20 protein-coding genes are annotated in these 24997 nt (G+C 65.5%); 7 read left to right on the top strand and 13 right to left on the bottom strand.

All coding sequences use genetic code 11. The annotated features are described in order from the left end of the window. Positions 1-22 precede the first annotated feature (22 nt). On the bottom strand, positions 23-934 hold the full coding sequence (locus EB836_RS16925) for a rhodanese-related sulfurtransferase (protein WP_135542493.1): 912 nt from the start codon (positions 932-934) through the stop codon (positions 23-25). 209 nt (positions 935-1143) lie between these two features. Between EB836_RS16925 and purL the strand changes: the two genes are divergently transcribed. Further along, positions 1144-3528, top strand: coding sequence for a phosphoribosylformylglycinamidine synthase subunit PurL (gene purL / locus EB836_RS16920; RefSeq protein ID WP_135542491.1), 2385 nt, complete (start codon positions 1144-1146; stop codon positions 3526-3528). A gap of 259 nt (positions 3529-3787) precedes the next feature. Here purL and EB836_RS16915 read toward each other — a convergent pair whose 3' ends face one another. Continuing rightward, entirely contained in the window at positions 3788-4363 is a 576-nt protein-coding gene (locus tag EB836_RS16915; protein ID WP_135542490.1) for a hypothetical protein, read from the bottom strand. 215 nt (positions 4364-4578) lie between these two features. Between EB836_RS16915 and EB836_RS16910 the strand changes: the two genes are divergently transcribed. Together EB836_RS16910 and EB836_RS16905 are read left to right on the top strand one after the other, a co-directional pair. Then, the gene (locus EB836_RS16910; protein ID WP_135542488.1) at positions 4579-5808 is read left to right on the top strand and encodes a cobalamin-independent methionine synthase II family protein; all 1230 of its coding nucleotides are present in this window, start codon (positions 4579-4581) and stop codon (positions 5806-5808) included. Between the two features lie 159 nt (positions 5809-5967). Then, positions 5968-6501 (top strand): hypothetical protein, encoded by a 534-nt coding sequence (locus EB836_RS16905; RefSeq protein ID WP_135542487.1) that lies wholly within the window; start codon positions 5968-5970, stop codon positions 6499-6501. 13 nt (positions 6502-6514) lie between these two features. On the opposite strand, the gene EB836_RS16900 is transcribed toward EB836_RS16905, so the two are convergent. From EB836_RS16900 to EB836_RS16855, 10 genes are all read right to left on the bottom strand, one after another. Next, positions 6515-7915, bottom strand: coding sequence for a TIGR01777 family oxidoreductase (locus tag EB836_RS16900; RefSeq protein WP_135542486.1), 1401 nt, complete (start codon positions 7913-7915; stop codon positions 6515-6517). A 130-nt stretch (positions 7916-8045) separates the two neighbouring features. Beyond that, positions 8046-9635: a choline-sulfatase gene (betC, locus tag EB836_RS16895; RefSeq protein WP_135542485.1), complete on the bottom strand. Its 1590-nt coding sequence runs from the start codon at positions 9633-9635 to the stop codon at positions 8046-8048. After that, positions 9632-11785, bottom strand: a complete 2154-nt coding sequence (locus tag EB836_RS16890; protein WP_205683403.1) for a BCCT family transporter — start codon at positions 11783-11785, stop codon at positions 9632-9634. The genes betC and EB836_RS16890 overlap by 4 nt, the downstream gene beginning before the upstream one ends. A 415-nt stretch (positions 11786-12200) precedes the next feature. Then, positions 12201-12515 (bottom strand): SMR family transporter, encoded by a 315-nt coding sequence (locus tag EB836_RS16885; RefSeq protein ID WP_135542483.1) that lies wholly within the window; start codon positions 12513-12515, stop codon positions 12201-12203. Beyond that, positions 12512-12868, bottom strand: coding sequence for an SMR family transporter (locus EB836_RS16880; protein ID WP_240690119.1), 357 nt, complete (start codon positions 12866-12868; stop codon positions 12512-12514). The genes EB836_RS16885 and EB836_RS16880 overlap by 4 nt, the downstream gene beginning before the upstream one ends. Next, positions 12865-13578: a TetR family transcriptional regulator gene (locus EB836_RS16875; protein WP_135542481.1), complete on the bottom strand. Its 714-nt coding sequence runs from the start codon at positions 13576-13578 to the stop codon at positions 12865-12867. Before EB836_RS16875 ends, EB836_RS16880 begins: the two co-directional genes overlap by 4 nt. Positions 13579-13686: 108 nt before the next feature. Further along, entirely contained in the window at positions 13687-14478 is a 792-nt protein-coding gene (locus tag EB836_RS16870; RefSeq protein WP_135542479.1) for an ABC transporter ATP-binding protein, read from the bottom strand. Positions 14479-14483: 5 nt separating this feature from the next. Further along, positions 14484-15467 (bottom strand): ABC transporter permease, encoded by a 984-nt coding sequence (locus tag EB836_RS16865; protein ID WP_135542477.1) that lies wholly within the window; start codon positions 15465-15467, stop codon positions 14484-14486. Between the two features lie 141 nt (positions 15468-15608). Continuing rightward, positions 15609-16592: an ABC transporter substrate-binding protein gene (locus EB836_RS16860; protein ID WP_135542475.1), complete on the bottom strand. Its 984-nt coding sequence runs from the start codon at positions 16590-16592 to the stop codon at positions 15609-15611. 263 nt (positions 16593-16855) lie between these two features. Continuing rightward, positions 16856-19117, bottom strand: coding sequence for a S9 family peptidase (locus tag EB836_RS16855; protein WP_135542474.1), 2262 nt, complete (start codon positions 19115-19117; stop codon positions 16856-16858). Positions 19118-19317: 200 nt separating this feature from the next. Here EB836_RS16855 and EB836_RS16850 point away from each other — a divergent pair, with 200 nt between their 5' ends. From EB836_RS16850 to EB836_RS16840, 3 genes are read left to right on the top strand one after another with little or no spacing between them, the layout of a single operon-like run. Beyond that, on the top strand, positions 19318-20355 hold the full coding sequence (locus tag EB836_RS16850) for a tripartite tricarboxylate transporter substrate-binding protein (protein ID WP_240690117.1): 1038 nt from the start codon (positions 19318-19320) through the stop codon (positions 20353-20355). Then, positions 20352-21026, top strand: a complete 675-nt coding sequence (locus EB836_RS16845; protein WP_240690115.1) for a tripartite tricarboxylate transporter TctB family protein — start codon at positions 20352-20354, stop codon at positions 21024-21026. Before EB836_RS16850 ends, EB836_RS16845 begins: the two co-directional genes overlap by 4 nt. 1 nt (position 21027) lies before the next feature. Continuing rightward, a complete protein-coding gene (locus tag EB836_RS16840; RefSeq protein ID WP_135542472.1) occupies positions 21028-22575 on the top strand; it encodes a tripartite tricarboxylate transporter permease in 1548 nt (515 codons plus the stop codon). 51 nt (positions 22576-22626) lie between these two features. On the opposite strand, the gene EB836_RS16835 is transcribed toward EB836_RS16840, so the two are convergent. After that, positions 22627-24180: an MFS transporter gene (locus EB836_RS16835; protein ID WP_135542470.1), complete on the bottom strand. Its 1554-nt coding sequence runs from the start codon at positions 24178-24180 to the stop codon at positions 22627-22629. Positions 24181-24321: 141 nt separating this feature from the next. Between EB836_RS16835 and EB836_RS16830 the strand changes: the two genes are divergently transcribed. Continuing rightward, complete coding sequence (locus EB836_RS16830; protein ID WP_135542468.1) at positions 24322-24843, top strand: TetR family transcriptional regulator; 522 nt, start codon at positions 24322-24324, stop codon at positions 24841-24843. The last annotated feature ends 154 nt before the right edge of the window (positions 24844-24997 follow it).

Here is a 24997-nt window from a genome sequence, read left to right as displayed (position 1 = left end):
TCGGTTCCGGGCACCGCCCACCTCAGCCGGCAACCGCGTCCGCGCCGACTCCTGCGTCCGCGCACTCGGTGCAGTAGGGCTGCAGTCCCTTGTCCGTGCATTCCTCGCACCGCAGATACTGCTTGCGGCACTCGAGGTTCGCACAGTTGACGAACACCGGAGTGTTCGCTTCGCAGTTCACGCAGTGCCCGATCGATTCGACATTGTCACCGAACTCGACGTGCATGCGCTTGTCGAAGACGTAGAGCGAACCGTCCCAGTAACCGGAGCTGCCGAAGGTCTCGCCGTAGCGGACGATGCCGCCGTCGAGCTGGTAGACCTCTTCGAAACCGCGGTTCTTCATCAGCACCGACAGGACTTCGCAGCGGATTCCGCCGGTGCAGTAGGTGACGACCGGTTTGTCCTTGAGATCGTCGTACTTGCCGGACTCGATCTCCGCGATGAAGTCGCGGGTGGCGTCCGTGTCGGGGACGACGGCGTCGCGGAACTTCCCGATCTGCGCTTCCATCGCATTGCGGCCGTCGAAGAAGATAACATCGTCGCCGCGTTCGTCGAGCAGCTTGTGCAGGGCACCGGGTTTGAGATGCTGCCCGCCGCCTCGGACACCATTCTCGGTGACAGTGATTTCGTCAGCGGTGCCGAAGGTGACGAGCTCCGAACGCACCTTCACACTCAGACGCGGGAAGTCATCGCCCTCACCGTTGGACCACTTGATGTCGGCCTTCTTGAACGGGGCATAGGACTTCGTCGCCCGCACGTACTGCTTGACGTCGAAGATGTCCCCGCCGATGGTGGCGTTGATGCCGTCCTTCGACACGATCACCCGCCCCTTGAGGCCGAGACTCTCGGCAAGGGTATGCTGCCACAGCTTGACCGCTTCGGGGTCGGCCAGCGGAGTGAAGACATAGAACAGGACGATCTTGGGAGTTGCCATGACTCCCATTCTAAGGCGGCGCAGGCCACCGTCCTCGCCGAGGTGGGATCACCGGAACGATCCCCTCCGCGTCGCCGCGGCGGGCCGCCGGAGTCATCACTGCGACCTCGCCGAGGCGACCCAACGTGGACTCGCTTCACGGCCCTGGTCGGGACACGGCTAAGATTGGCCGTGAGTGCCGTGTCGTATGAAAGGGCCCCGAAGAGGACATGACGTCAAACCTCAGCTCTGCGGATTCCACGCAGGTCGATTCCCCGCAGAATGCTTCGAAGAAGGTCAAGGAGACGGTCGAGTTCGCTGCGGCGAATCCCGACGTCGAACAGCCTTTCGCCGATCTCGGTCTCACGGCCGACGAATACGAGCAGATCAAGACGATCCTCGGACGTCGCCCCACCTCGGCGGAGCTGGCCATGTACTCGGTGATGTGGTCCGAGCACTGCTCGTACAAGTCCTCGAAGGTCCACTTGTCGAAGTTCGGTGACAAGGTCACCGAGGACATGAAGAAGCACCTGCTCGTGGGCATCGGCGAGAACGCCGGGGTCGTCGACATCGGCGACGGCTGGGCCGTGACCTTCAAGGTCGAATCCCACAACCACCCCAGCTATGTCGAGCCCCACCAGGGCGCGGCCACAGGTGTCGGCGGCATCGTCCGCGACATCATCTCCATGGGTGCCCGCCCGGTCGCCGTGATGGATCAGCTGCGCTTCGGTGCCATCGATCACCCCGACACCGCCCGCGTCGTCCACGGTGTGGTCGCCGGCATCAGCAACTACGGCAACTCCCTCGGGCTGCCGAACATCGGCGGAGAAACCGTCTTCGACTCCGTCTACCAGGCGAACCCGTTGGTCAACGCTCTGGCCGTGGGTGTCATGCGGCATGAGGACATCCGCCTGGCCAATGCGTCGGGACTCGGCAACAAGGTCGTGCTCTTCGGTGCGCGCACCGGTGGCGACGGCATCGGCGGTGCCTCGATCCTCGCTTCGGAGTCCTTCGACGACACGAAGCCCTCGAAGCGCCCGGCCGTGCAGGTCGGTGACCCCTTCGCGGAGAAGGTGCTCATCGAATGCTGCCTCGAACTCTTCCGCGCCGGCGTCGTCGAAGGCATTCAGGACCTCGGCGCTGCCGGCATCTCCTGCGCCACCTCGGAGCTGGCGTCCAACGGTGACGGCGGAATGCACATCGCGCTCGACGATGTGCTGCTGCGCGATGAGACCCTCACACCTGAGGAGATCCTCATGTCGGAGTCGCAGGAGCGGATGATGGCCGTCGTCCGTCCCGACCGCCTCGAGGAGTTCCTCGCCATCGTCGGCAAGTGGGAGGTCGAGACCTCCGTGCTCGGCGAGGTCACCGCCTCCGACCGTCTCGTCATCGAATGGCACGGCGACGTCATCGTCGATGTGCCTCCGCGCTCGGTCGCCCACGACGGCCCCGTCTACAACCGTCCGTTCACTCAGCCGTCATGGACCGCCGAGGTGGCTGCGAACACCGTCGACAACGCCGGGCTGAAGAAGCCGGAGACCGACGAGGAGCTGCGCTCGACCGTGCTCGAGCTCGCGGGTTCGCCGAACCTCGCTTCGAAGTCATGGATCACATCGCAGTACGACAAGTACGTCCAGGGCAATACTGCGCTGGCCTACCCGGATGATGCCGGTGTCGTCCGCGTCGATGAGGAGACCGGACTCGGTGTGGCCATCGCCACCGACGCCAACGGTCGCTACAGCTTCCTCGACCCGGCGCGCGGTGCCCAGCTGGCCCTGGCCGAGGCCTACCGCAACGTCTCGACTTCCGGTGCCATCCCCCGTGCGGTCACCGACTGCCTGAATTTCGGATCCCCGGAGGACCCGGAGATCATGTGGCAGTTCGCGCAGTCCGTCGAGGCACTGGCCGATGCCTGCCAGGACATGAGCATCCCCGTCACCGGAGGAAATGTCTCCCTCTACAACCAGACCGGCGGTGTGGCCATCCACCCGACCCCGGTCGTCGGTGTGCTCGGCGTCTTCGACGACGTCACCCGCGCCACCCCCAGCGGGTGGAAGGAACCGGGCCAGACCATCTACCTGCTCGGCACCACCGAGGATGAGCTCGACGGATCGGCGTGGGCCGACGTCACGGCCGGCCACCTCGGCGGAGTCCCTCCGCAGTACAAGCCGGAGGCGGAGAAGGAGCTCAGCGAGATCCTCATCAACTGCTCGCGCGACGGCATGATCGATGCCGCGCACGATCTGTCGCAGGGTGGCCTGTCGCAGGCGCTCGTCGAGTCCAGCCTGCGCTGCGGCACGGGTGCCCGGATCTGGCTCGACGAAGTCTGCGAACGTGACGGCGTCGACGTGTTCACCGCACTGTTCTCCGAGTCCTCGGCACGTGCGATCGTCGCCGTCCCGCGCTCGGAGGAGGTCCGGTTCAAGGACATGTGCACCGCCCGCCGGTTCCCGTTCGTGCGCATCGGCATGACCGATGCCGGCGACCCGGAGCCGAGCCTCGACATCGTCGACCACTTCTCGATCGGCCTCGACGAGCTCGGTCGCGTGTACGAAGACACTCTGCGCAATCGCTTCGGCGGAAGCGTCGCCGCAGTGACCGAGACCGCGGTCTGAGAAGCGCCGTGTAGTCGCGACAAGCGCCGTTTAATTCACAGAGTCGGGCCACCACGGCCCGGTCGCTCACCGAGAGGACCACTTCGCTTCGAGAGTGCCAGTTGCAACTGGTCCGCTCGAAGCGAAGTGGTCCTCTCGGCGTTTGGCGGGCGCGGGTGGCGCGAGGTCGGCGGGCGCCAGGGACCGTGGCACGAGCCTGCGCTCCGTCGCGGATGCTCGTGATCCGACGAGGCCGTCGGCTCGTAAACGGCCGGTGACGCTATTCCTCTCTCGGGGTCGGACGATCAGGTGAGTCCTGTGTCGGGTGATCAGGCGAGTCCTGCTTCCGACCTCGACCCCAGCGCTTGCGGATCGGGCCGACGAGCGCCCACATCACTGCAGTCGAAACGGCCACGACGATCCAGTAGATCAGCCAGAAGGAGTCGGCCCAACCGGCGAGGGCTATGCCGATCGCCAAGAGGACCACAGTGATGCCCGACGCGATGAGACAGCGACACAGATAGGCCAGATCCGTGCGTATCGGCACTGGAGGCAGCTGCTCCTCGGACAGACCTGTGTGCCTGCGTGCGAACCGCCTGTCGAAGCGAGCGATGATCTCGGGGCCGAAGACGATCGAGAACCCGACGTAGAACGCAGCCAGTCCATGACTGAAGTCCGAGCGTGCACCGCCGGCCAGATCGACATAGGTCAGCGCGATGATCGCGAGGTCGACGACAGGCGTGGCGAGGAGCAGCCCGGCCGAGGTCACCCTCCAGCCGAGCAGGTACCGTGACGAGACTCCGGCGAGCAGCAGGACCCAGAACAGGACCTCGCCGCCGAGGATGTAGCCGACCACAGCGCCCCTCTCCTTCTGCTCGGCTGCCCTTTCTCACCGATTCCAAACGTGGAGGACCATCAGTCTTTGCTATTCGACCGTACCAAGATGGAAGTGGCGGCGACCGGCACGTGACCCAACATGACGGCGCCCATGCATGCGTCACCACTGATGTGATTGTCTGAAACGGAACGATACGGCTGATATGCCACCGCACAACCTGAGGAGAGTCACCCATGGCCACGATCCGCACTTCGCACGCCGGATCCTTACCCCGCACCCCTGAGCTCATCGAGGCCAACAAGGTCAAGCACGCTCAGACCGCAGCCCGCCTCGGCGGCGAGACGGTCTCCGACACCGAGGCCCAGGAGTTCGACGAACTCCTCGCCGCCAGCGTCGTTGATCTCGTCAAGCGCCAGAAGGATCTGGGCATCACCCTGCCCAATGACGGCGAATACGGTCACGCAATGGCCTCCGACCTCGACTACGGCGCCTGGTGGCACTATTCCTTCGCCCGCACCGGCGGACTCGAACTCCACGACCGCAACATCTTCGAAGAGCCGGCCAACCGTTCGACTCCCGGCAACATCGTGCTCACGAGCTTCTCCGATCGGCGCGATCGCAACCTCTTCCCGAACGTCTACGCGGACGCCAACGCCGGCACCGACACCGGAGCACAGCCGCAGTTCCCCAAGGCGACGGGACCCATCAGCTACATCGGCCAGAAGGCCGTCGCTCAGGACATCGCGAATCTCAAGGCCGGCCTCGCCGCCGTAGGCTACGACGAGCGCGACGGCTACATCAACGCGCTCTCCCCCGGCTCGGCCTCACGCGTGGCCAACGAGTACTACAAGACCGATGAGGAATTCATCTGGGCCTGGGCCGATGTTCTGCGCGAGGAGTACCTCGCCATCACCGAGGCGGGCCTGACCGTCCAGATCGACGACCCCTCACTGGCGGAGAACTTCGACCAGATCAACCCCGAACCGTCCTTCCACGACTACCGGGCGTTCATCCAGGTCCGCATCGACGCCCTCAACCACGCCCTGCGCGGCATCGATCCGGCCCAGGTCCGCATCCACACCTGCTGGGGCTCCTGGCACGGACCGCATGTCACGGACCTGCCGTTCGCCGAGATCGTCGATCAGGTGCTGTCGATCAACGCCGCCGGCATCACCTTCGAGGCGGCCAACGTCCGCCACGAGCACGAGTGGAAGATCTGGGAGGAGACGAAGCTGCCCGAGGGCAAGTACATCATCCCCGGCATCGTCTCCCATGCGACGAACGTCGTCGAGCACCCCGAGCTCGTCGCCGAGCGCATCGGCCGCTTCGCCAAGCTCGTCGGGCCGGAGAACGTCGTGGCCTCGACCGACTGCGGTCTCGGTGGACGCATCCACCCGGAGATCGCGGTTGCGAAGCTGCAGTCCCTGACCGAAGGCGCGCAGATCGCTTCGCAGCGCTTCTGATCCGCGTGCGTCCGGTCCCCTCCGCCGATCCTTTTCGAACGGCGGAGGGGATCGCCGCATTCACCCGCGGCTCATTCGGCACCCGCCGAGGCGACCCCAACGGCCACACCCAGGCAACGCCACCGGGGCAGCACCGACGCGACTCGATAGGCTCGAACAATGACACCGCCACATCATCGATCGGAGTCCGACCCCAGAGCGTTCGGATTCGCAGCCGTGATGCTCTGCGTCCTCCTCGCCACGATCTTCGTCTTCGCACCGAATACCGTCCCCGGTCATATCGGCTCGAACGGAACCATCGGATCCTGGTCGTCGAAGGCCCTGGTGCTCACCGCGGTCATTCCCGTCTCCCTGCTCATCTCGGTCGGCTTCATGATCCGGCCGCTATGGGAGTCCCTGCCTCTGTCTCTTGTGCAGATGCCCTTCGTCTTCTTCAAGTCGTTCTGGATCGCCGAAGGACGCACGGACTATGTCTATGCCAGGATGCTCGAGTTCCTGCGGATCCTCTCCGGCCTGTGCAGCGGCTTCTTCACGGCACTGCTGTGGATGGATCTCTGGGCAGCGGCAGGTCTGCCGGTGCCCGCTCATCTGCAGCAGTTCGTCTTCGTCTCTCTCGCGGCTGCGCTCATCGCCGCCGTCGTGCGCAACTACCGCAGCCTGCATCCCTCTCAGTGGACGCCCGAGTCGGACTGAGACTCTCGGCGGCTCAGGCTCCGGTTCCGAGCTCCTCCTCGAGGCAGTCGGCCAGCGTCGGCTGCGCGAACTGGTATCCGGTCTCCTGCAGACGTTCGGGCACCACCTTCTGATCGGCCAGCGCGAGTTCCTTGGCCCCATCGCGACCGAGGACCAGCTCGGTGACGAAGCCCGGGGTGGGCACACGGGCCGGGCGGTGGAGATGAGCGGCGAGTGCCTCCGCGAACTCCGCCTGAGTGACGAGGTCCGGTGCCACAGCATTGACCGGCCCCCGCACATAGTCGTAGAGAACAGCGTGGACGTAGGCTCGGGCCACATCATCGAGCGAGATCCACGCCAGGGCCTGTTCGCCGCTGCCCAGTTTTCCGCCCGCACCGGCGAGATACAGCGGGGCCTGGATCTTCAGCAGCCCGCCGAGGGTGGACAGCACGACCCCGGTGCGGATCGACACCCATCTCACGCCGGCTTCCTCGACGCGTGCGGCCTCGGACTCCCACTCCTGGCACACCTCGGCGAGGAATCCCTGGCCGGCCGGAGCCGATTCGTCCACGGGTTCGTCGGAGTCCGATCCGTAGTATCCGACCGCCGAGGCGCAGACGAAGACCTCCGGACGCTTGGCCTCGGGCAGGCTGAGCATGGTTTCGACCAGCAGCCGCGTCGAATCGATCCGTGAGGACCGGATCTCCTGCTTCGCGCTCTTCGTGAAGCGGGTGGCGATGGATTTCCCGCCGAGGTGGACGACCGCATCCGCCCACGCCAGGTCGCGGGGGTTGATGATGCCGAGGTCCGGATTCCAATGCACTTCGTAGGGCAGCGTCGGTGTCCGCCGTACGAGGAGACGCACGAAGTGACCGGCCGTGGAGAACAGTGCGGCCACCTGGCGGCCGATCATCCCGCTGCTGCCGGCGATGAGGATCCGCTTGCCCTTCTTCCGCGTCAGCAGGGGTGCGTTCGTGCTCTCCATGAATGAGATGTCCATGAGCATGCGTCGGTGCCGGGCCGCGAATGTCGCCTCGAGGTTGCGGATGAGAGTGCGATCGATGGCGTCGAACCCCTGCGGTGCCATGGAGAACTCGACCTGATCGTCGATCTTCGTCCCTCCGGCGACCGAGGTGAACTCATGGGTGTGCTTCCACTGGCTCAGCGGGCCCTTCTTGAGCTCGTCGACGAAGGAGAACCTCGACGGCCCCTCCGAGTGCACCGAGCTGAAGGGACGGCGGACCAGGCCGTAGCTGCCCGGAACGCTCGTTCGCACCTGTGCGACGGAGCCCGGCGAGATCGGAGGGTAGCTCTCCTCGACGATCTCCTGCGCCCAGTGCGGCGACAGCCGGGTCAGCGCTCCCGGCTGGGCGTGCCAGAGATAGGTCGTCTCCGCCGACAGCGGAACTTCAGATGTCCACTCGAACTTCGTCATGACGTCCCTCCTGCTTGAGATGATGCCACTCGATCCTGAGAGTGTGAGGCACAACTCGCCCAAGTGAAGATGAATTGTCACCGGCCGGTGGGCGATGCGCCCACCGGCCGGTGACAATGCCTGTCGTCGCTCAGCTTTCGACGGCGGGGATCTTTCCGAATCGGAACGCCGACCAGAAATCGCCGCGGACGTAGCCGTGGTTGGGTTCCGGGTCGAAGTCCCAGTGCCTCACCGTTCCGACCTTGAGCGCATCGGCAACGAGCTGCCGGCTCGACTGGCTCCCGAGCACGTGCTCCTCGAGGTGGTCGAGGTCGTAGCGGGACTCGAGCTCCTCCCGCATCGCCTGCAGCGTCTGCGCATAGGCGGGGTCCTCGGCCCGGTTGACCAGCTCATCCGGGTCGGCGGCGAGGTCGAAGAGCAGAGCCGGATCGCCCGGGCAGAGCGTGAGCTTGCAGTCTCCGCGCACAAGCGTGACCTGCGGGCGGTAGGTGCCTTCGGCGAAGTATTCGACGACGACATCCCGGTCCTCGGGTCCGAGTTCTCCCGTGGCCTCCCGCCGAGCCGACTCCAGCAGGGACGTACCCACCAGCCCTTCATCGATCGCCGAGGCGGCCCCGGCCGGCGCGTCAGCCCCACCGTCCGCAGAGGCCGCATCGCTGCCGGTGCGGGCGATCTCGAGCAGAGTGGGCGCGAGGTCGACGAGGCTGACGGGGTTGGCGTAGCGGCCGGGAGTGACCACCTCGGCGGGGCCGTTGATGATGATCGGCACCCGGGAGGACTGCTCGTAGGGCGACATCTTGAACCACAGTCCCTTCTCCCCCAGCATGTCACCGTGGTCGCTGGTGACGATGATGACCGTGTTCTTCGCCAGGTCGAGCTCTTCGAGCCGCTTCCTGATCGCCCCGACATGGTCGTCGATGTAGTTCACCGCCGCATAGTAGGCTCGGCGGGCTCGCCGCACGTCCTCGATGCCGGGCTCGCGCTGGTCGAAACCGCACATCGTGCGCAGCCGGTGGCTGTGCGGGTCCTCGGCCGCATCGGGAACCTCGGGGTGGGCGGGGTCCGGGATGTCCACCTCGGCGAATCGGTCCCAGTTGGCCTTCGGCGGTTCGTACGGATCGTGCGGGTGGATGAACGAGGTGACCATGAGGAACGGCTGGTCGGATCCGGCCGCCTGATTCGCGCGTTTGCGGTCGTTGAGGTGCCGCAGGGTCTTGAAGATCACCTCATCGTCGAAGTCCTGCTGGACGTTCGCACTCGCCGCTCCGGCGGTGAACACGGGTTCGGCTTCGTGGTACCACTGGAGCTTCTCCTCCAACGGCCGCTGCCAGTCCGGAACCATGTCGAGATCGGCCGGGTAGACATCGGTGGTCAGGCGCTGCTCGAACCCGTGGTGCTGATCAGGCCCGATGAAATGCATGCGCCCGATGAGCGCCGTGTGATAGCCGAGCTTGCGCAGCCGGTGGGCGAAGGTCGGCACCGAGGCGGCGAAGTCATCGCCGTTGTCGAGGCAGTCGACGTCCGAGGGCATCCGTCCGGTCATCATCGATGCCCGCGACGGCGCACACAGGGGCGTATTGCAGTACGCCCGATCGAAAACCGCCCCATCGGCGGCCAGAGCATCCATGTTCGGTGTCAGCGCGGCCTGATCGCCGTAAGCGCCCAAGGCCTGCGCGGCCATCTGATCGGCCTGGATGACGATGATGTTCGGGGTGGTCATGAGCGGTCCTCTCGGTGATCGGTGGTGGAGTCGGAATCGGTCGCCGAGGCAGCTCCGGACCCGGCGAGTTCCTCAGCCTCGGTGTCGGTGGGGTCATCATCGGCTGCCGCGGATCCGTCCGGATCACCGGATTCGGTATCGGCGGTCCAGCCGTCGGCCCATTCCCCGGTTTCGTAGTCGAAGCCGACCGGATCGCCGTTCTCGTCCGTGCGCTGGTACCAGCCGGTGTAGTCCTCGTGTTCGGAGTCGATGCCGCAGTTCGCGCCGTCACCGGGTTCGGTGGGAACGACCTGGAGGGCGAAGTCGTCGCCATAGGCGTCGGCACCGGCGACCACGGCATTGTCGACGGCGTTGAGCGCGTACTGCCGGCGCAGAGCCAGCGGGTCCGTGCGCAGCTCCTTGAACCACGCGACGATGATGAAGAGCATGACGATCGCAAACGGCACGGCCGTGACGATGACGAGCTGCTGGAGCCCTTCGAGCGCGCTGGCGTCGCCGAGGAGGAGCATGACCACGGCGATGCCGGACATGACCAGACCCCAGAACACGACGACCCACTTCTTCGGCTCCTGATCACCGCGGCTGGTGAGCATGCCCATGACCACCGAGGCGGAGTCCGCGGAGGTGATGAAGAAGATCGCGAGGACGACGATGACGACGAACGGCAGCCATTCGACGTAGGGCAGATTGTCGATGAGGGTGAAGAACACCTCGGGGGCTTCCATGCTGTCGTTGAAGCCCGCGGCTCCGGAACGGTACATCGAGATCGAGGTTCCGCCCATGATGCCGTAGGCGACGAAGAGCAGAGTCGAGGGGATGAAGATCGTCCCGAGGATGAACTGACGGATGGAGCGACCGCGGGAGATGCGGGCGATGAAGGTACCGACGAACGGCGACCAGGAGATCCACCAGGCCCAGTAGTACACGGTCCACAGCGACTGGAATTCCTGAGTCTCATCGCCCCAGGACAGAGACCGGCCCATCATGTCGAACATCGAGCCGAGGTATTCCATGAACGCCGACGGCAGCAGGTTGAACAGGAACAGAGTCGGTCCGAGGAACAGGACCAGAGCGACGATGCCGACGGTGAGCACGATGTTGATCGACGACAGGTAGCGGATTCCCCGGGAGACGCCGGAGACGGCCGAGATGATGAATCCGCAGGTGAGGACGAGAATGATGATGACGAGCATATTGTTCGTCATCGGTCCCGCTCCGGAGACGATGCTGACTCCGGTGCCGATCTGCATGGCCGCGATGCCCAGGGCCGCGGCGGTGCCGAAGAGCGTGGCGACGATGGCGAAGATGTCGACGAGCTTGCCGGCGAAGCCCTCGGTCTGGCGCTTGCCGAAGAGGGTGACGAAGATCGAGGACAGCAGCAGGGAGCGTCCGCGACGGTAGGCGGCGTAGGCGATGGCACCGCCGACGAGGGCATACATCGCCCAGGCGTGGAAGCCCCAGTGGAAGTAGGTCTGGGCCATCGCACCGTGAAGCGCTTCGGTGGTCTCCGGATCGTTCGTCAGCGGAGGCGGGGCGATGAAGTAGGTCAGCGGCTCGGAGGGCCCGAAGAAGAGCACACCGATGCCGATGCCGGCGGCGAAGAGCATCGCGACCCAGGAGAAGGTGCTGAACTCGGATTTCTCTCCGTCCTTGCCCAAGGGGATCTTGCCGTAGGGCGAGAACGCGAGGATGAGCAGAGACACGAGCACGATGATGGCGACGAGGTTGAACAGCCAACCGACGTGCAGAGTCGCCCAGTCATAGGCCGTCTGGGCGACACCGGCGACGCTGCTGGGGCTTGCGATGCCCCAGATGACGAATGCGACGGTCAGCGACCCGGCGATCGCGAAGATGATCTTGTCGAGGAAGTAGTGACGACGCTGCTCGTCGATGGCGATGCCGGGCACGAGGATGGGGTGGGTGTCGTGCGGGTAGTTGGCGCCCGCCTCGCTGGCACCGGCCTTGCGAGGGTCGGGGCGGCTGTAGTCGAGCTTGCCGAGGCCTCGTCCGGTCTCTCGGCTGACCCGTCCCGCTTCAGCACCGACGCGCTTCGCGTCGGCCTTCAGCCGTTCTCGCGGCGGGCGGCGGGTGGACGTGGTGGATTGGTCCGATTCCGTCCGGTCGGGATTCGTTTCGAAATCGTCTGCCATGTGTCGGTTCACTTTCATTCGGCGGTCAGGACAACTGTTCGTCGAACGGCGACAGGCCCAGCAGACATACCCGCTATCGCCCGATGAGCTCGGCGGCTCATCAGGTCAGAGATTTTCAGGATTCGAGATCGACTGGGCTGTCGCCGATCAGCAGGGGGCTCCGCGGATCGGCGGACGGTGCTTAGGGCTCTCCGCCCCACCATCCGACGGCAGCAGGTTCCCAGGAGTCATCGGCGAAGCCACAGCTCGGGCGTTCACGATTCGGAGTCGACGAACCACCACGGTGTGGGTCGTCACTTCCGAAAAGAGTCATATCTTCAGACGATAACAGTTTCTGCAGTCTTCCCAAAGGAAACGGCAACGGCCGCTGGACACAGCCTCAAGGCCACTCTGCCCGGAATGCTTGCCGCTGAGCTCAGCCTGCTTCGACGAGCATGACGCCGACGGCGATGAAACCGATGCCGAGAAGTGCCTTCCGCGTCAGCGGGTCCTTCCAGATGACGCGTGAGAGCAGGCAGACCAGGGCGACTCCGCAAGCGGCCCAGAGGCCGTAGGCGACCCCGAGGTGCATGCCGGCGGCCAGTGTTCGGCCGAGGAAGTAGAAGGCAGCACCGTAGGCGATGGCGACGGGAATGATCCAGATCCTGCGCTGCAGGCCCCCGCTGGCGCGCAGGCACAGGGTGCCCGCGACTTCGCTGAGGATCGACAGGACCAACCAGAGCCAACTCATTCGGTCACCTCCTCCACGGTCTCTGATTCGCCGGGCGTTCCCGACTCGACAAGGACGACACCGATGATGATGACGACGATGCCGATCACGGCACCCAAGCTGAGGACTTCTCCGAAGAACACGACACCGAGCATCGCAACGAGTGCGACGCCGCTGGCCGACCAGGTGGCGTAGACGGCGCCCAGCGGCATCCCGAGTCGCTGCGTGAGGCCGAGGATGAAGAAGGCTGCGGCGTAGAGGATGACGACGCCGGGGATCCACACCGGATCGGCGATGGAGGCGCGCAGCATCAGCGTTGCGGCAACCTCGGCGAGGATGGCGACGGCGAGGAGGAGCAGACGAGTCATATTCATGCGGTCACCTCCCGGGTGCCGGTGCCGGTGCCGGTGGCGGTGCCGGTGTCGGTGCCGGCGTCATCGGCAACGGCGCGATCTTCGGCGGCTGAGCACTCACCTGCCGCTGCGGGCTCTTCGGCTCCGGTACGGCGGTTCGCCGCAGCACGGCCGTTTCCTGCGGTGAGTCTTTCGGCCATGTCGATGAGTCCGAGGGCGTGTTCGCGCACTGCGGCGAGGTCGGTCGACCGGAAGACTCCGGTGGCTTCGGACATCCATGCCCCGTCAGCGCAGAACCGGGCCGCGGTCAGCAGTGACACCGCCTGCGCGTCGAGCCCGACGGTGTCGAACCACGGCCCGAGGTGGCCACTCCACGCCTCCGCCAACGTCGGGTGGTAGAGGGCATCGGAGAAGATCCAGTAGTCGGCGCGGGAGACCTCTGCCGTGGTCGCGACGGCGACATAGGCGCGGTGCCGCTCGAAGCTCGACAGCTCCCCAACCGGTTTCCCGGCCTGCCCGGCGAGCATATGCGCCCAATGCTCGGCGGCATGATCGACCACTCCCACCATGAGGGCTTGTTTGGAGGGGAAGTGGTACATCAGCCCCGGCTTCGTCAGCCCTGCCTGGTGGGCGACCGATTCGAGCGAGATGGTCACACCCTGCACCGAGTCGTGCGATTCGGCGAGAGCCTTCGCCGCTTCGAGAATCCGTGTCCGCGCATCACCAGCCATACAGCGACTTTACCAACCGGTTGGTAAAGTCAGCCAGCCCTGGCCTTCACCGGCCCAGCTGCTCGCCGATGCGGCCACTCCGCGAGTTCAGCGGATTGGTCCTGCGACTCAGTTGAGCAGCGCCCGGTCCCCCAGGGTCGCTCCCTTGAGCTTCGAGAACTCCCCGAGCAGAGTCTCAACCGTCAGGTCCTTCTTCTCCTCGGCCGTGGCCTGGTAGATGATGCGACCTTCGTGCATCATGATCAGCCGGTTGCCCAACGCGATCGCCTGCTCCATGTTGTGGGTGACCATGAGCGTGGTCAGCCCGTCAGCTTCGACAATCTTCTTCGTCAGCGCCGTCACCAGCGCTGCGCGCTGTGGGTCGAGCGCCGCCGTGTGCTCGTCGAGCAGCAGGATCCGCGGCTGAGTGAATCCGGCCATGAGCAGACTCAGCGCCTGCCGCTGTCCGCCGGACAGCAGCCCGACCTTCGTCTTCAGTCGGTTCTCGAGGCCGAGCTCGAGCGTCGCCAACTCGTCCTTGAAGTGCTCCCGCCGCGCCGAGGTGGTGCCCCGACCCAGCCCACGTGACTGTCCGCGCTTGAGCGCCAGGGACAGGTTCTGTTCGATCGTGAGGTCCGGTGCTGTGCCCGCCATGGGATCCTGGAACACCCGGCCCAGGTACTTCGCGCGCTTGTGTTCACGTTTCCGAGACACCTCGGCGTCGTCGATCGTGATCGATCCGGAGTCGATGGGCAGACGTCCGGAGATCGTGTTGAGCAGTGTCGACTTGCCCGCACCGTTGGAGCCGATGACGGTGACGAAGTCGGACTCGGCGAGTTCGAGCGAAAGCCCCTGCAGCGCCTTGCGCTCGTTGACGGTTCCGGCGAAGAAGGTCTTCGAGATGGTGTTGATCTTGAGCATGCCACTCAGCCTTCCTTCCCGGCGCGTGCACTGCTTGCCCCGGCAGGGATGTCAGCGATCTCGGCCGGGTCCTTGATGTCGGTCGTGCCCTGCGGCACCGAGGTGGCCGCACGGTTGCCGCGGCCGCGCAGCGACGGGATCCGCTTGAGGAAGCCCCACCTGGGCAGCAGCAGTGCGATGACGACGAGGAGCGCAGTGGTCAGCTTCATGTCGTTCGTATCGAGCCCGGCGCGCAGGGCGAGGAAGATGATGAGCCGGTAGAACACGGAGCCGAGCAGTGCGCCGAGGCTGGCCATGAAGATGTTGCGGTTGCCGAACACGGCCTGGCCGAGGATGACCGACGCCAGTCCGACGAGGATGAGGCCGATGCCCATGCTGATGTCGGAGAAGCCCTGGTACTGGGCGACGAGGGCACCGCAGAGCGCGACGAACCCGTTCGACAGGGCGAGGGTGAGCATCGTCGAATTGTCGGTGTTCACACCGAGGCTGCGGATCATCTCCTTGTTGTTGCCGGTGGCCTGGATGGCCAGGCCGAGATCGGTGGTGAGGAACCAGTCGATGGCGAACTTGAGGATGAGGGCGAAGGCGAGCAGGATCGCGATCGACACCCAGGTGCCCAACAGCATGTTCTCCCGCAGCGGGGTGAACACGGTGTCCTCTCGCAGCAGCGGCAGGTTCGCTTTGCCCATGATCCGCAGGTTGATCGACCACAGTCCGATCATCGTGAGGATGCCGGCGAGCAGTCCATCGATGCCGCCCTTGGTGTGGAGCAGACCGGTGATGTATCCGGCGATGAGTCCGGCACCGATCGCGGCGGCGGTGGCCAGGAAGGGGTCGACCCCGGCGATGATGAGGGAGGCTGCGGTGGCGCCGCCCGTGGTGAAGCTTCCGTCGACGGTGAGGTCGGGGAAGTTGAGGACCTTGAAGGTCAGATAGACCCCGAGCGCCATCGCGCCGTAGATGAGCCCGAGCTCCAATGCTCCGAACATGGGTTTCCGTTCATTTCTGGTGTGTGGTTCGTGGTGGCGCCGAGGGGGCCGGCAGTGCTGCCGGCACCCTCGGCGCCGGTGACCTCAGGCTGAGGAGTTCAGGACTCCGCGCACCGGGTCACGAGGTGTGGCCGACGAGGGTCAGTCGATGACGTTGTCGGCTTCGTCGATGAGCTTCTGCGGAATTTCAACGCCCTGGGCCTTGGCGGCCTTCGGGTTGACGACGAGCTCGAGGTTCGAGCTGGTCTCGACCGGCATCTCGGCAGGCTTCTTTCCGTCCTGGAGGATCTTGAGAGCCATTTCGCCGGTCTGTTCGCCGAGCTTCGTGTAGTCGATGCCGCGGGTGATCGCTGCCCCGGATTCGACCTGGCCGGCTTCGGAGCCGACGAGCAGAGCCTTGTTCTTCTCTGCCGCCTGAACCATGGTCGACACGGCCGAGACGACGTTGTTGTCGGTGGGCACGTAGTAGGCGTCGACCTTGCCGAGTGACTCCACGGCCTGGGCGAGTTCGCTCGAGTTCGCGATCGTCGCTTCCTTGATCTTCACATCAAGGCCCTTCGCGGCCTCCTTCGCCAGGTCGACCTGCACCTGCGAGTTGACCTCACCGGAGCTGTAGACGATGCCGACGGTCTTCGCATCGGGCTTGACGTCCTTGACGAGCTTGAGCTGCTCTTCGACCGGGTTGAGGTCGGAGGTGCCGGTGACGTTGCCGCCGGGCTTGTCGCTGGAGTCGACGAGCCCGGCTTCCTCGGCGTCGGTGACGGCGGTGAAGAGCACGGGCTTGTCGGTGATCGCCTGGGCCGCGGCTTGGGCGGCCGGGGTGGCGACGGCGAGCACGAGGTCGAGGTCGTCGTTGGCGAAGGTCTGGGCGATCGAGGTCGCGTTGGCCTGTTCGCCCTGGGCGTTCTGCACATCCCAGTCCACGTCGACGCCGGCATCTTCGAAGGACTTCTTGAAGCCTTCGGTGGCGGCGTCGAGCGCCGGGTGCTGCACGAGCTGCGAGACACCGATGGCGAACGAGTCGTCCTTGCCCCCGCCGTCACCGCCCTCTCCGCCGGAGCAGGCCGAAACCGCAAGAATCGAACCGACCGCCACAATCGCTGTGGCCAATTTCCTGAGACGCATTCTTCTCCCTTTCGGAATTTCGGTCCGCCGGTGCGGATCCGTCACGAATTCTGCATTCGGCACCGCCTCCCCTCGCACGCGAGAGGGCAGGGCGATGCAGATGAATGATGTGTCACCTGGCCTCAGACCGTTCTGAGACCATGACGCACATCACGTCGAATGTGATGATATCCACTCTATTGCCCGGCACTGACACCGGGTGCCGATTGCGGCTTTTGGAGACAATCGTCCCAGTATCGTTATCTCCGGCGACAGACGTCCCGTCAGGGCTCGATCTCGACATCCGTTCGTCCCAGGACATCGAGGATCCAGGCGAAGTCGAACGCGGTCTCCTTCCAGGCGTCGTAGCGGCCGGAGGCGCCTCCGTGGCCGGCGACCATTTCCGTCTTGAGCAGGGCGTTCGCCCCGACTTCGCGGAGCCGGGCGACCCATTTCGCGGGTTCGACGTAGAGGACCCGGGTGTCGTTGAGCGAGGTCACGGCGAGGATCTTCGGGTACGCGGCCTCGGTGACGTTCTCATAGGGGGAATAGGAGCGCATGTAGTCGTAGACGTCCTCATCGTGCAGCGGATCGCCCCATTCCTCCCATTCGATGACGGTCAGCGGCAGTTCGGGCATGAGGATCGAGGTCAGAGCGTCGACGAAGGGCACGTGCGCACTGATTCCGGCGAAGAGTTCGGGAGCCATGTTCGCGACCGCGCCCATGAGCAGTCCGCCGGCCGATCCGCCGGTGGCCACGAGCCGGTCCGGTCGTGTCCATCCCTCCTCGACGAGGTGGTTCGCGGCGGCGATGAAGTCCGTGAAGGTGTTCTTCTTCGCGGTGGTCTTGCCCTGGTCGTACCAGTGTCGGCCCATCTCTCCGCCGCCGCGGACGTGGGCGATGGCGAAGACGACCCCGCGGTCGAGCAGAGACAGCCGTGAGACCGAGAAATACGGGTCCATGCTCGCTTCGTAGGAGCCGTACCCGTAGAGGACGAGCGGTGACGGCTCTTCCGGCGCCGAGGCGGCCGTGCCCTGATCGGCGAAGCGCTGCAGGTCCGTGCGGTAGACCACCGAGATCGGCACCTCGGTGCCGTCCTCGGCGCGAGCCCACAGCAGGGTCTCGTCATACTTGTCGAGTTCGACGGAGCCGAGCACGGGCTGCCGTTTGAGAACCGTGTCAGTGCCGTCCGCGATGCTGTGGGAGTAGAGCACAGACGGAGTCGACATGGAGGTGAAGAGCAGCCGGATGGCGGTCTGGGCGAACTCGGGGTTGGCCGAGAGCATCAGGGTTCCGGTCTCTCGACCGAAGGGCAGCTCCTGCAGTGCCCCATAGGGCGAGGCGGCGTCCAGGGTGAGCGCGATGGTGCCGACGCGGGCGAAGCCGCCACGGCGGTAGCTGAGGACGATGAAGTCGGCGAAGGCGTCGACGTCTTCGATGCGCATGCCGTCGATGTCGGCGAGGACGGGGCGCGGGTCCGCCGTCGGGTCGGAGGCGGGGACGTCGACGAGTTCGAAGTCGTCGCGGTTGCGGTTGTGGGTGATGAGGAACCGGTCCTCACCGCCGATGACAGCGTGTTCGACGTGGTATTCGACGCCTTCGACGCGCGGCCAGACTTCCTGCGGTTCGGCTTCGAGGTCGTCGGCGCTGATGCTCCAGTAGCCGGTGGTCGTCTTCGACCCGGTGACGACGAACATCATCGTGCCCGAACGGGAGAACCCGGAGCCGACGAAGTAGCGTTCATCGGGTTCTTCGAAGATGCAGGTGTCTGCCCCCGCTGCGGTGCCGACGCGGTGGCGCCACACCTTCTCCGGCCGCCAGGCGTCGTCGACCGTGGTGTAGAAGACGAAGCGGCCGCTGGGATCGAGCGAGGCTCCTGCGAAGGTGCCTTCGATGACGTCATCGAGTTCGTCACCGGTCTCCAGATCCCGCAGTCGCAAGGTATAGCGTTCGTCTCCGGTGGTGTCGACGCCGTAGAGCAGCCACCGTCCGTCGTCGGAGAGCGAGAAGGATCCGAGTGAGAAGAACTCCTGCCCCTCGGCGGCGAGGTTCGAGTCGAAGACGACCTCTTCACCGGGCAGCTCGTCCTCGCCGACCGTCGGCGGGGTCCAGTCCTCGGGTCCGGAGATCGGGACGCGGACGCTGATGCCGTAGTCGAGTCCGGCCCGGGTGCGGGAGAAGTACCAGTAGGCGCCGCGCCGGTTGGGCACGGACATGTCGGTTTCCTTGATGCGGGTCTTGATCTCGGTGAAGATCGATTCCTGCAGTCCTTCGAGATGAGCGGTCTGCGCCGCGGTCCAGGCATTCTCCGCCTCGAGGTGCGCGATGACCTCGGGCGAGTCCTTCTCCCGCATCCATTCGAAGTCATCGACGAAGGTATGCCCGTGGTGGGTGCGCTCGAGGGGCACCTTCTTCGCCACCGGGGCCGAGGTCGGGCTTGCCAGCGTCGGGCTCGCGGGCTTCGAGGACTCGGACTTGGAAGACACGGACGAGGCCGTCGGAGTTTCGGATGATTCGGGGGCTGCTGCACCGGAAGTTTCGCTCATGAGTCCACCCTAGTGGCAGACTCGTCGACCGAGGCGTGCTCGGCGGCACCTTCGCGCGGCCCTCGCAGGCCCCCGGGCGAGCAGAATGCGCTTAACGCGCTCAATGAGCAGAACGCGCAGAGTGAGCATAAGCAGGCGCCGCGTCAGCGCACCACCTTAAGGTGAGTCTCACATCACACCTGCCTTCAAAGGAGAAGTCCGTGCCACAGGCGCCACCTCCCGAGGATTCGACTGCCGAATCCTCCCATCCTTCACGACGAATGTTCGGTCGCTTCGCCTATGGGGCGATCGCCTTGGCGGCGATCGGCACGGCGACGACCTACTCGTTCAAGGCCGCCTCGGCCCAGGGCGATCTGTCATCGAACCTCACCCTCATCGCTCCGGCCGGGGCGGGTGGCGGCTGGGACGGGTTCGCCCGGGAGACTCAGCAGGCCATGCGCGTCGAGGCGCTGGCGAACAACGCGCAGGTCGTCAACATTCCCGGAGCCGGCGGCACCATCGGTCTCGGCAAGTTCTCGACCATGCACGGTCAGGCGGATACGATCCTGGCCACCGGCACGGCCATGGTCGGCGGCATCGCACTGAACGCATCGCCCGTCGGCTTCGCTGACACCACTCTGCTGGCCCGCGTGGCCGAGGACTATGACGTCCTCATCGCCGCAGCCGACTCCCCGCACAACACGATCGACGATGTCGTCGGTGCGTGGAAGAAGGACCCGAAGGGATTCGTGTGGACGGGCGGCTCGGCCGGTTCCGTCGACCATCTTACGATCGCTCAGCTCGCACTGCTCGGCGGAATCCCCGCCTCCGACATCACCTACATTCCGAAGTCCGGCGGCGGTGAGGCGATCCAGACGCTGCTCTCGGGCACCACCGACTTCGCGTCCTGCGGCTTCAACGAAGTCTCCGACCAGATCGAAGCCGGACGCGTCAAAGCCATCGGTGTCGCCGCTCCGGAGCGGATCAAGGGCTTCGACGATGTGCCGACCATGTCCGAACAGGGCTACGAAGTGACGCTGACGAACTGGCGCGGCTGGCTCGGGGCGCCCGGAATCACCGGCGCCGAATCCTCCCAGCTGCTCGGGGTGCTGCAGAAGACCCGCGACAGCGCGGCCTGGAAGGACGCCCTCGATCGGAACAAGTGGACCGACGTGTGGCTGACCGGTGATGAGTTCACCGAATTCATCAAGGAAGACAGCTCCCGGGTAGAGAAGCTGCTGAAGGAGTTGGGACTGTGAGCGCACAGACAGCAACGGACACGGAACGGACGAACCGCCTCGGCGCGGGAACCTGGTGGCAGGGACGATCGGGACTGATCGTTCCGCTCATCATGGGAGCCTTCTCGACTTATCTCCTCGTCGGCATCCTCACGATGGACGTCGCCGAGGATGCGGACAAACCGGGGCCGCAGTTCTTCCCGATGATCATCATGATCGTCGGATATGCACTGACGATCCTGCTGGTCATCGCCTATATGCGCAATCCGGAACCGGTCGACGTCGACGACGAGGTGCCGACCGAAGTCGAGGAGGACACCGCGTTCTCGACCCCGGTCACCGCGGCGGTCTCGGCATCGCGCCTGTCCCCTCACGAAGAGGACGAACCGGCAGGCGACCGCAAGGCTCTGGCCGCAGCTCGGGCGGCCGATACGAAGCACCGCACGCACAGCGACTTCGTATCCCTGGCCTGGGGCGCCGGCGGTTTCGCCGCCTTCGCGCTGATCCTCGAGTTCGCCGGGTGGATCATCGCCGCCGCGCTTCTGTTCTGGTGCGTGGCGAGGTCGATGGGCTCGAAGAAGCCCTTGTTCGACCTCACTGTGGCGCTGACGTTCTCATCCTTGGTCTACATCGCCTTCGCGGTGATGCTGGGGCTCAACCTTCCTTCGGGAATCCTGGGAGGTGGCTTCTGATATGGACGCTCTCATGTCCCTCTTCGAGGGCTTCACACATGCTCTGACTCCGATGAACCTGCTGTGGGTCCTCGTCGGCTGCTTCCTCGGCACCGCCGTCGGCGTGCTGCCGGGCCTCGGATCGTCGATGGCGGTGGCGCTGCTGCTGCCGATGACCTTCGCACTCGATCCCACCGGCGCCTTCATCATGTTCGCCGGCGTCTACTTCGGTGGGCTCTTCGGCGACTCCACGATGGCCATCCTCATGAACACTCCGGGGCAGGCTTCGGCGATCGCCTCGACCTTCGAAGGCCACAAGATGGCCAAGGCCGGGCGGGCCCCACAGGCTCTGGCCACCGCCGCGATCGGTGCGTTCATCGGCGGGTTCATCTCCTGCTTCCTCGTCGTCTTCGTCGCCCCGGCATTGGCGGATCTGTCGACGAGCTTCGGTCCCGCCGAGTTCTTCGCCCTCGCACTCTTCGCCTTCGTCGCCACCTCCTCGGTGGTCGCCGATTCGGTGCTCAAGGGGCTCACTGCGCTCGTGCTGGGCATCGGCTTCACCGTCATCGGCATCGACTCGGTCTCGGGCACGGAACGCTTCACCTTCGGAGTGCCCGAGCTCTTCGACGGCGTCTCCCTGGTCACGGTGACCGTGGGTGTGCTCGCCCTCGGCGAGGTGTTCTTCATCGCCTCGCGCATCCGACGTCAGGCCAAGGACAACACGGTCAACTCCTCGGGTCGGCCCTTCCTCTCCCGCAAGGAGTTCGGTGAGGCACTGCCGGCATGGCTGCGCGGCACGGCGATCGGTCTGCCCTTCGGCGTCATCCCCGTCGGCGGTGCCGATGTGCCGACGTTCATGGCGTACGGGCTCGAGCGCAAGCTCGATGCCCGGCGGGCCGACCCGCAGTTCGGCAAGGGAGCGATCCGCGGTCTCGCCGGCCCCGAGGCGGCCGGTTCGGCGACGACGGGCATCGCCATGGGTGCGCTGCTCGCGTTGGGGCTGCCGATCTCCGCGACCGCGGCGATCATGCTCGCCGCATTCCGTCAGTACGGCATCCAGCCCGGTCCGCTGCTCTTCGACCGCTCCCCCGAACTCGTGTGGGGTCTGCTCGCGAGCTTCTTCGTGGCGATGATCGTCCTCCTCATCATCAACCTGCCCTTCGCTCCGCTGTGGGCGAAGCTGCTGAAGATCCCGGATCCCTACCTCTACGGCGGCATCGCGGTGTTCTGCGGTCTGGGCATCTACGCGACCTCGGCGTCGACGTTCGAGCTGCTCGTCCTCCTGGGCATCGGCATCATCAGCTTCGTGCTCAAACGCTACGGAGTGCCGTTGGCACCGCTGATGATCGGCATGGTCCTCGGTCCCCTGGCCGAGTCGAACCTGCGCGATGCGCTGCTGGCCTCCGGCGGTGAGGCATCGACGCTCGTGTCCTCACCGATCACGATCGTCATCTACCTCGTGCTCATCGCCGCCCTGCTCTACACCGGCATCGGCCGTGTGCTTGCCCGCAGGCGCCAGAAGCAGACGACGCAGGAGATGCTCTCCTCCGCGAAGGATGCGGTGCGCTGATCGTCTCCGCGGCTTCGCCGCATTCCCCGCAGCGACCAGGCGGCCGACCCATTACGGGGCGGTCGCCTCGTCGTTTGCCTCGGCGTCGGCTCCAGGCAGGAGCCGTCCGGCACCTCGCAGTCCGAAGCTCGTGAGCACCGCGGCGATGAGGACGAGGACGACGGCCGCACCGGCGGCCCACTGCACTCCTGTCTCGAACGAGGACAGGGCCGCCTCGGCGATGCGGTGGGCGGTCGCGCCTCCCGTTTCGGCGGTGTATTCGAGAGCCGAACCCAAGGTGTCGAATTGCGGTTGGCCCGCTTTCGCACCGATCTCCGAAGCCAAGGCCGACCCGAAGACGAAGGTCGAGAGCCCGCCGAGGACGGTCGTGCCCATGACTGAACCGAGTTCGTAGGCGGTCTCCGATATCGCCGAGGCGGCCCCGGCCTTGTTCGCCGGGACCGCGGCGAGGATGAGGTCGTTGGTGACCACCTCGGCCGCGCCGAGCCCGATGCCGAGGATGAGGAACGCGACCAGCATTCCGGTCACGGTGTGCTCGCCGGTGAACGCGACGATGCCCATGCCCACGGCGTTGAGCAGCAGTGCGGCGGGAACGACTACGCGCGGGGCGAGGCGGGTGACGATCGGCACGACGAGGTAGCCGGAGACGATCGAGGTCACGAGCCCGGGGATGAGGACGAGCGCGGCTTCGACCGGGGTGAGGCCGAGGACGAGCTGGAGCAGCTGGGTGCCGAAGTAGAGGAATCCGGCCAGGCCCATGACGCTCAGCAGATTCGAGGCCACCGCGGAGGTGAAGACCGAGTTCGCGAACAGTCGAACATCGAGCATCGGAGTCGGCAGTGCGAGCTGGCGCAGTGCGAAACTTGCTCCCGCGACGATGGCCACCGAGAGGGTGAGCCAGAAGAGGATGTCAGCGCCTGCGGTCATCGCGTGTTTGAGGGCGAAGACCAAGGGAGCCAGCGCGAGCATCGACAGGAGGATCGAGGCCGGGTCGATGCGGCCGGGATTCGGGTCCCGCGATTCGGGCAGCAGCCACAGAGCCGCCGGGATGAAGACGGCGATGAGCGGAATGTTGATGAAGAAGATCGACCCCCAGTGGAAGTGTTCGATGAGGATTCCGCCGAGGATCGGGCCGAGTGCCGCGCCACCGGAGAACATCGCCGCCCAGGTGGCGATGGCCACCCGCCGGTCACGCTCGTGGGCGAAGATGTTGCGGATGAGCGAAAGCGTCGAGGGCATGAGGGTGGCCCCGAAGACTCCGAGCAGCGCACGAGCGAGGATGAGCATCTCCGCCGAGGTGGAGAACGCCGCGAGCAGAGACGCCGCCCCGAAGCCGGCCGCGCCGATGATGAGCAGTCGACGCCGACCGAGCCGATCACCGAGGCTGCCCATCGCCACGAGCAGTCCGGCGAGCATGAGGGCGTAGATGTCGACGATCCACAGCAGTTGGACTCCCGTCGGATGCAGGCCGACGCTGATGGCCGGGATGGCGAATCCGAGCACCGTGTTGTCGATGGAGATGAGCAGCACGGGGATCATGAGCACAGCCAGGCCGGCCCATTCGCGCCGGCCGGCGCGCAGCTGTGGAATCAGCGTCGTCGTCATTCACCCAACTGTACCGTCTGGACGGTACAGTTGGGAAGTGTTGGCGGCGCTAGGAGCGAGATGCTCGGGAAGTGCACAGGCTGTATTCGCCGAACCGGTGCACCGATTCACCCGACCGCGCCATCGACTAGGCTCATAGTCATGGCACGCAATCCGACCGCAACGAAGGAGAGGCTGCTCGACGCCTTCGAGACCCTGCTCGACGAATTCGGCACTTCGGGCGCGACTCTCGACGCGGTGGCCGCGAAGGCCGAAGTCTCCAAGGGCGGGCTGCTCTATCATTTCGGGTCGAAGGCCGAGCTCATCAAAGGCAGTCTCGAGAGACTCGACCGCCTCGTCGCCGAGGACGTCGAAGACATGAAGGCCGCCGGCGAGCGCCTCCATTACTACTACCTCGAGACCTCGGCAGAGGTCGGCACTCCCCTCGACCGCAGCCTCATCGCGGCCGGGTGCCTGGCCTTGGAAAACGAGGGCGCGAAGGCGGCTCTGCGCAGAACCCGGGAAGCGTGGTTCGACGCGCTCAACAACCACCTCGGCGATGCGGACCTGGCGATGACGATCCAACTCATCGGCGACGGCATGTACTTCAATCAGAACTTCGGTCTCTCACAGGACGAGGCGCTTGACCACGTCAAACGGGTCCTCACGCGCCTCGGACTCTGATCTGGGATCCCGGCCCCAGGCTGTCGCCCCCGTTACCTTTTAAGTAGCCTCAACATCCGTCAGGATAGAAGGGGTCGCTGGCCTGAGGACCTCGGCATGATTCATGCCCCCAGTCGTCATGATCCGGGGGGTGTTGTCACCGAGGTTCGAAGGC

This window comes from Brevibacterium sp. S111, assembly GCF_004745075.1.
Taxonomy (GTDB): domain Bacteria; phylum Actinomycetota; class Actinomycetes; order Actinomycetales; family Brevibacteriaceae; genus Brevibacterium.
Note: the sequence above shows the minus strand (reverse complement) of the source record. Positions and strands in the feature narration are given on the sequence as shown.

Bases quoted from the DNA above. Each gene is read 5' to 3' on its own strand.
- EB836_RS16925 (WP_135542493.1), bottom strand. From the start codon at position 934: ATGGCAACTCCCAAGATCGTCCTGTTCTATGTCTTCACTCCGCTGGCC.
- purL (WP_135542491.1), top strand. From the start codon at position 1,144: ATGACGTCAAACCTCAGCTCTGCGGATTCCACGCAGGTCGATTCCCCG.
- EB836_RS16910 (WP_135542488.1), top strand. From the start codon at position 4,579: ATGGCCACGATCCGCACTTCGCACGCCGGATCCTTACCCCGCACCCCT.
- EB836_RS16905 (WP_135542487.1), top strand. From the start codon at position 5,968: ATGACACCGCCACATCATCGATCGGAGTCCGACCCCAGAGCGTTCGGA.
- EB836_RS16900 (WP_135542486.1), bottom strand. From the start codon at position 7,915: ATGACGAAGTTCGAGTGGACATCTGAAGTTCCGCTGTCGGCGGAGACG.
- betC (WP_135542485.1), bottom strand. From the start codon at position 9,635: ATGACCACCCCGAACATCATCGTCATCCAGGCCGATCAGATGGCCGCG.
- EB836_RS16890 (WP_205683403.1), bottom strand. From the start codon at position 11,785: ATGGCAGACGATTTCGAAACGAATCCCGACCGGACGGAATCGGACCAA.
- EB836_RS16885 (WP_135542483.1), bottom strand. From the start codon at position 12,515: ATGAGTTGGCTCTGGTTGGTCCTGTCGATCCTCAGCGAAGTCGCGGGC.
- EB836_RS16880 (WP_240690119.1), bottom strand. From the start codon at position 12,868: ATGAATATGACTCGTCTGCTCCTCCTCGCCGTCGCCATCCTCGCCGAG.
- EB836_RS16875 (WP_135542481.1), bottom strand. From the start codon at position 13,578: ATGGCTGGTGATGCGCGGACACGGATTCTCGAAGCGGCGAAGGCTCTC.
- EB836_RS16870 (WP_135542479.1), bottom strand. From the start codon at position 14,478: ATGCTCAAGATCAACACCATCTCGAAGACCTTCTTCGCCGGAACCGTC.
- EB836_RS16865 (WP_135542477.1), bottom strand. From the start codon at position 15,467: ATGTTCGGAGCATTGGAGCTCGGGCTCATCTACGGCGCGATGGCGCTC.
- EB836_RS16860 (WP_135542475.1), bottom strand. From the start codon at position 16,592: ATGCGTCTCAGGAAATTGGCCACAGCGATTGTGGCGGTCGGTTCGATT.
- EB836_RS16855 (WP_135542474.1), bottom strand. From the start codon at position 19,117: ATGAGCGAAACTTCCGGTGCAGCAGCCCCCGAATCATCCGAAACTCCG.
- EB836_RS16840 (WP_135542472.1), top strand. From the start codon at position 21,028: ATGGACGCTCTCATGTCCCTCTTCGAGGGCTTCACACATGCTCTGACT.
- EB836_RS16835 (WP_135542470.1), bottom strand. From the start codon at position 24,180: ATGACGACGACGCTGATTCCACAGCTGCGCGCCGGCCGGCGCGAATGG.
- EB836_RS16830 (WP_135542468.1), top strand. From the start codon at position 24,322: ATGGCACGCAATCCGACCGCAACGAAGGAGAGGCTGCTCGACGCCTTC.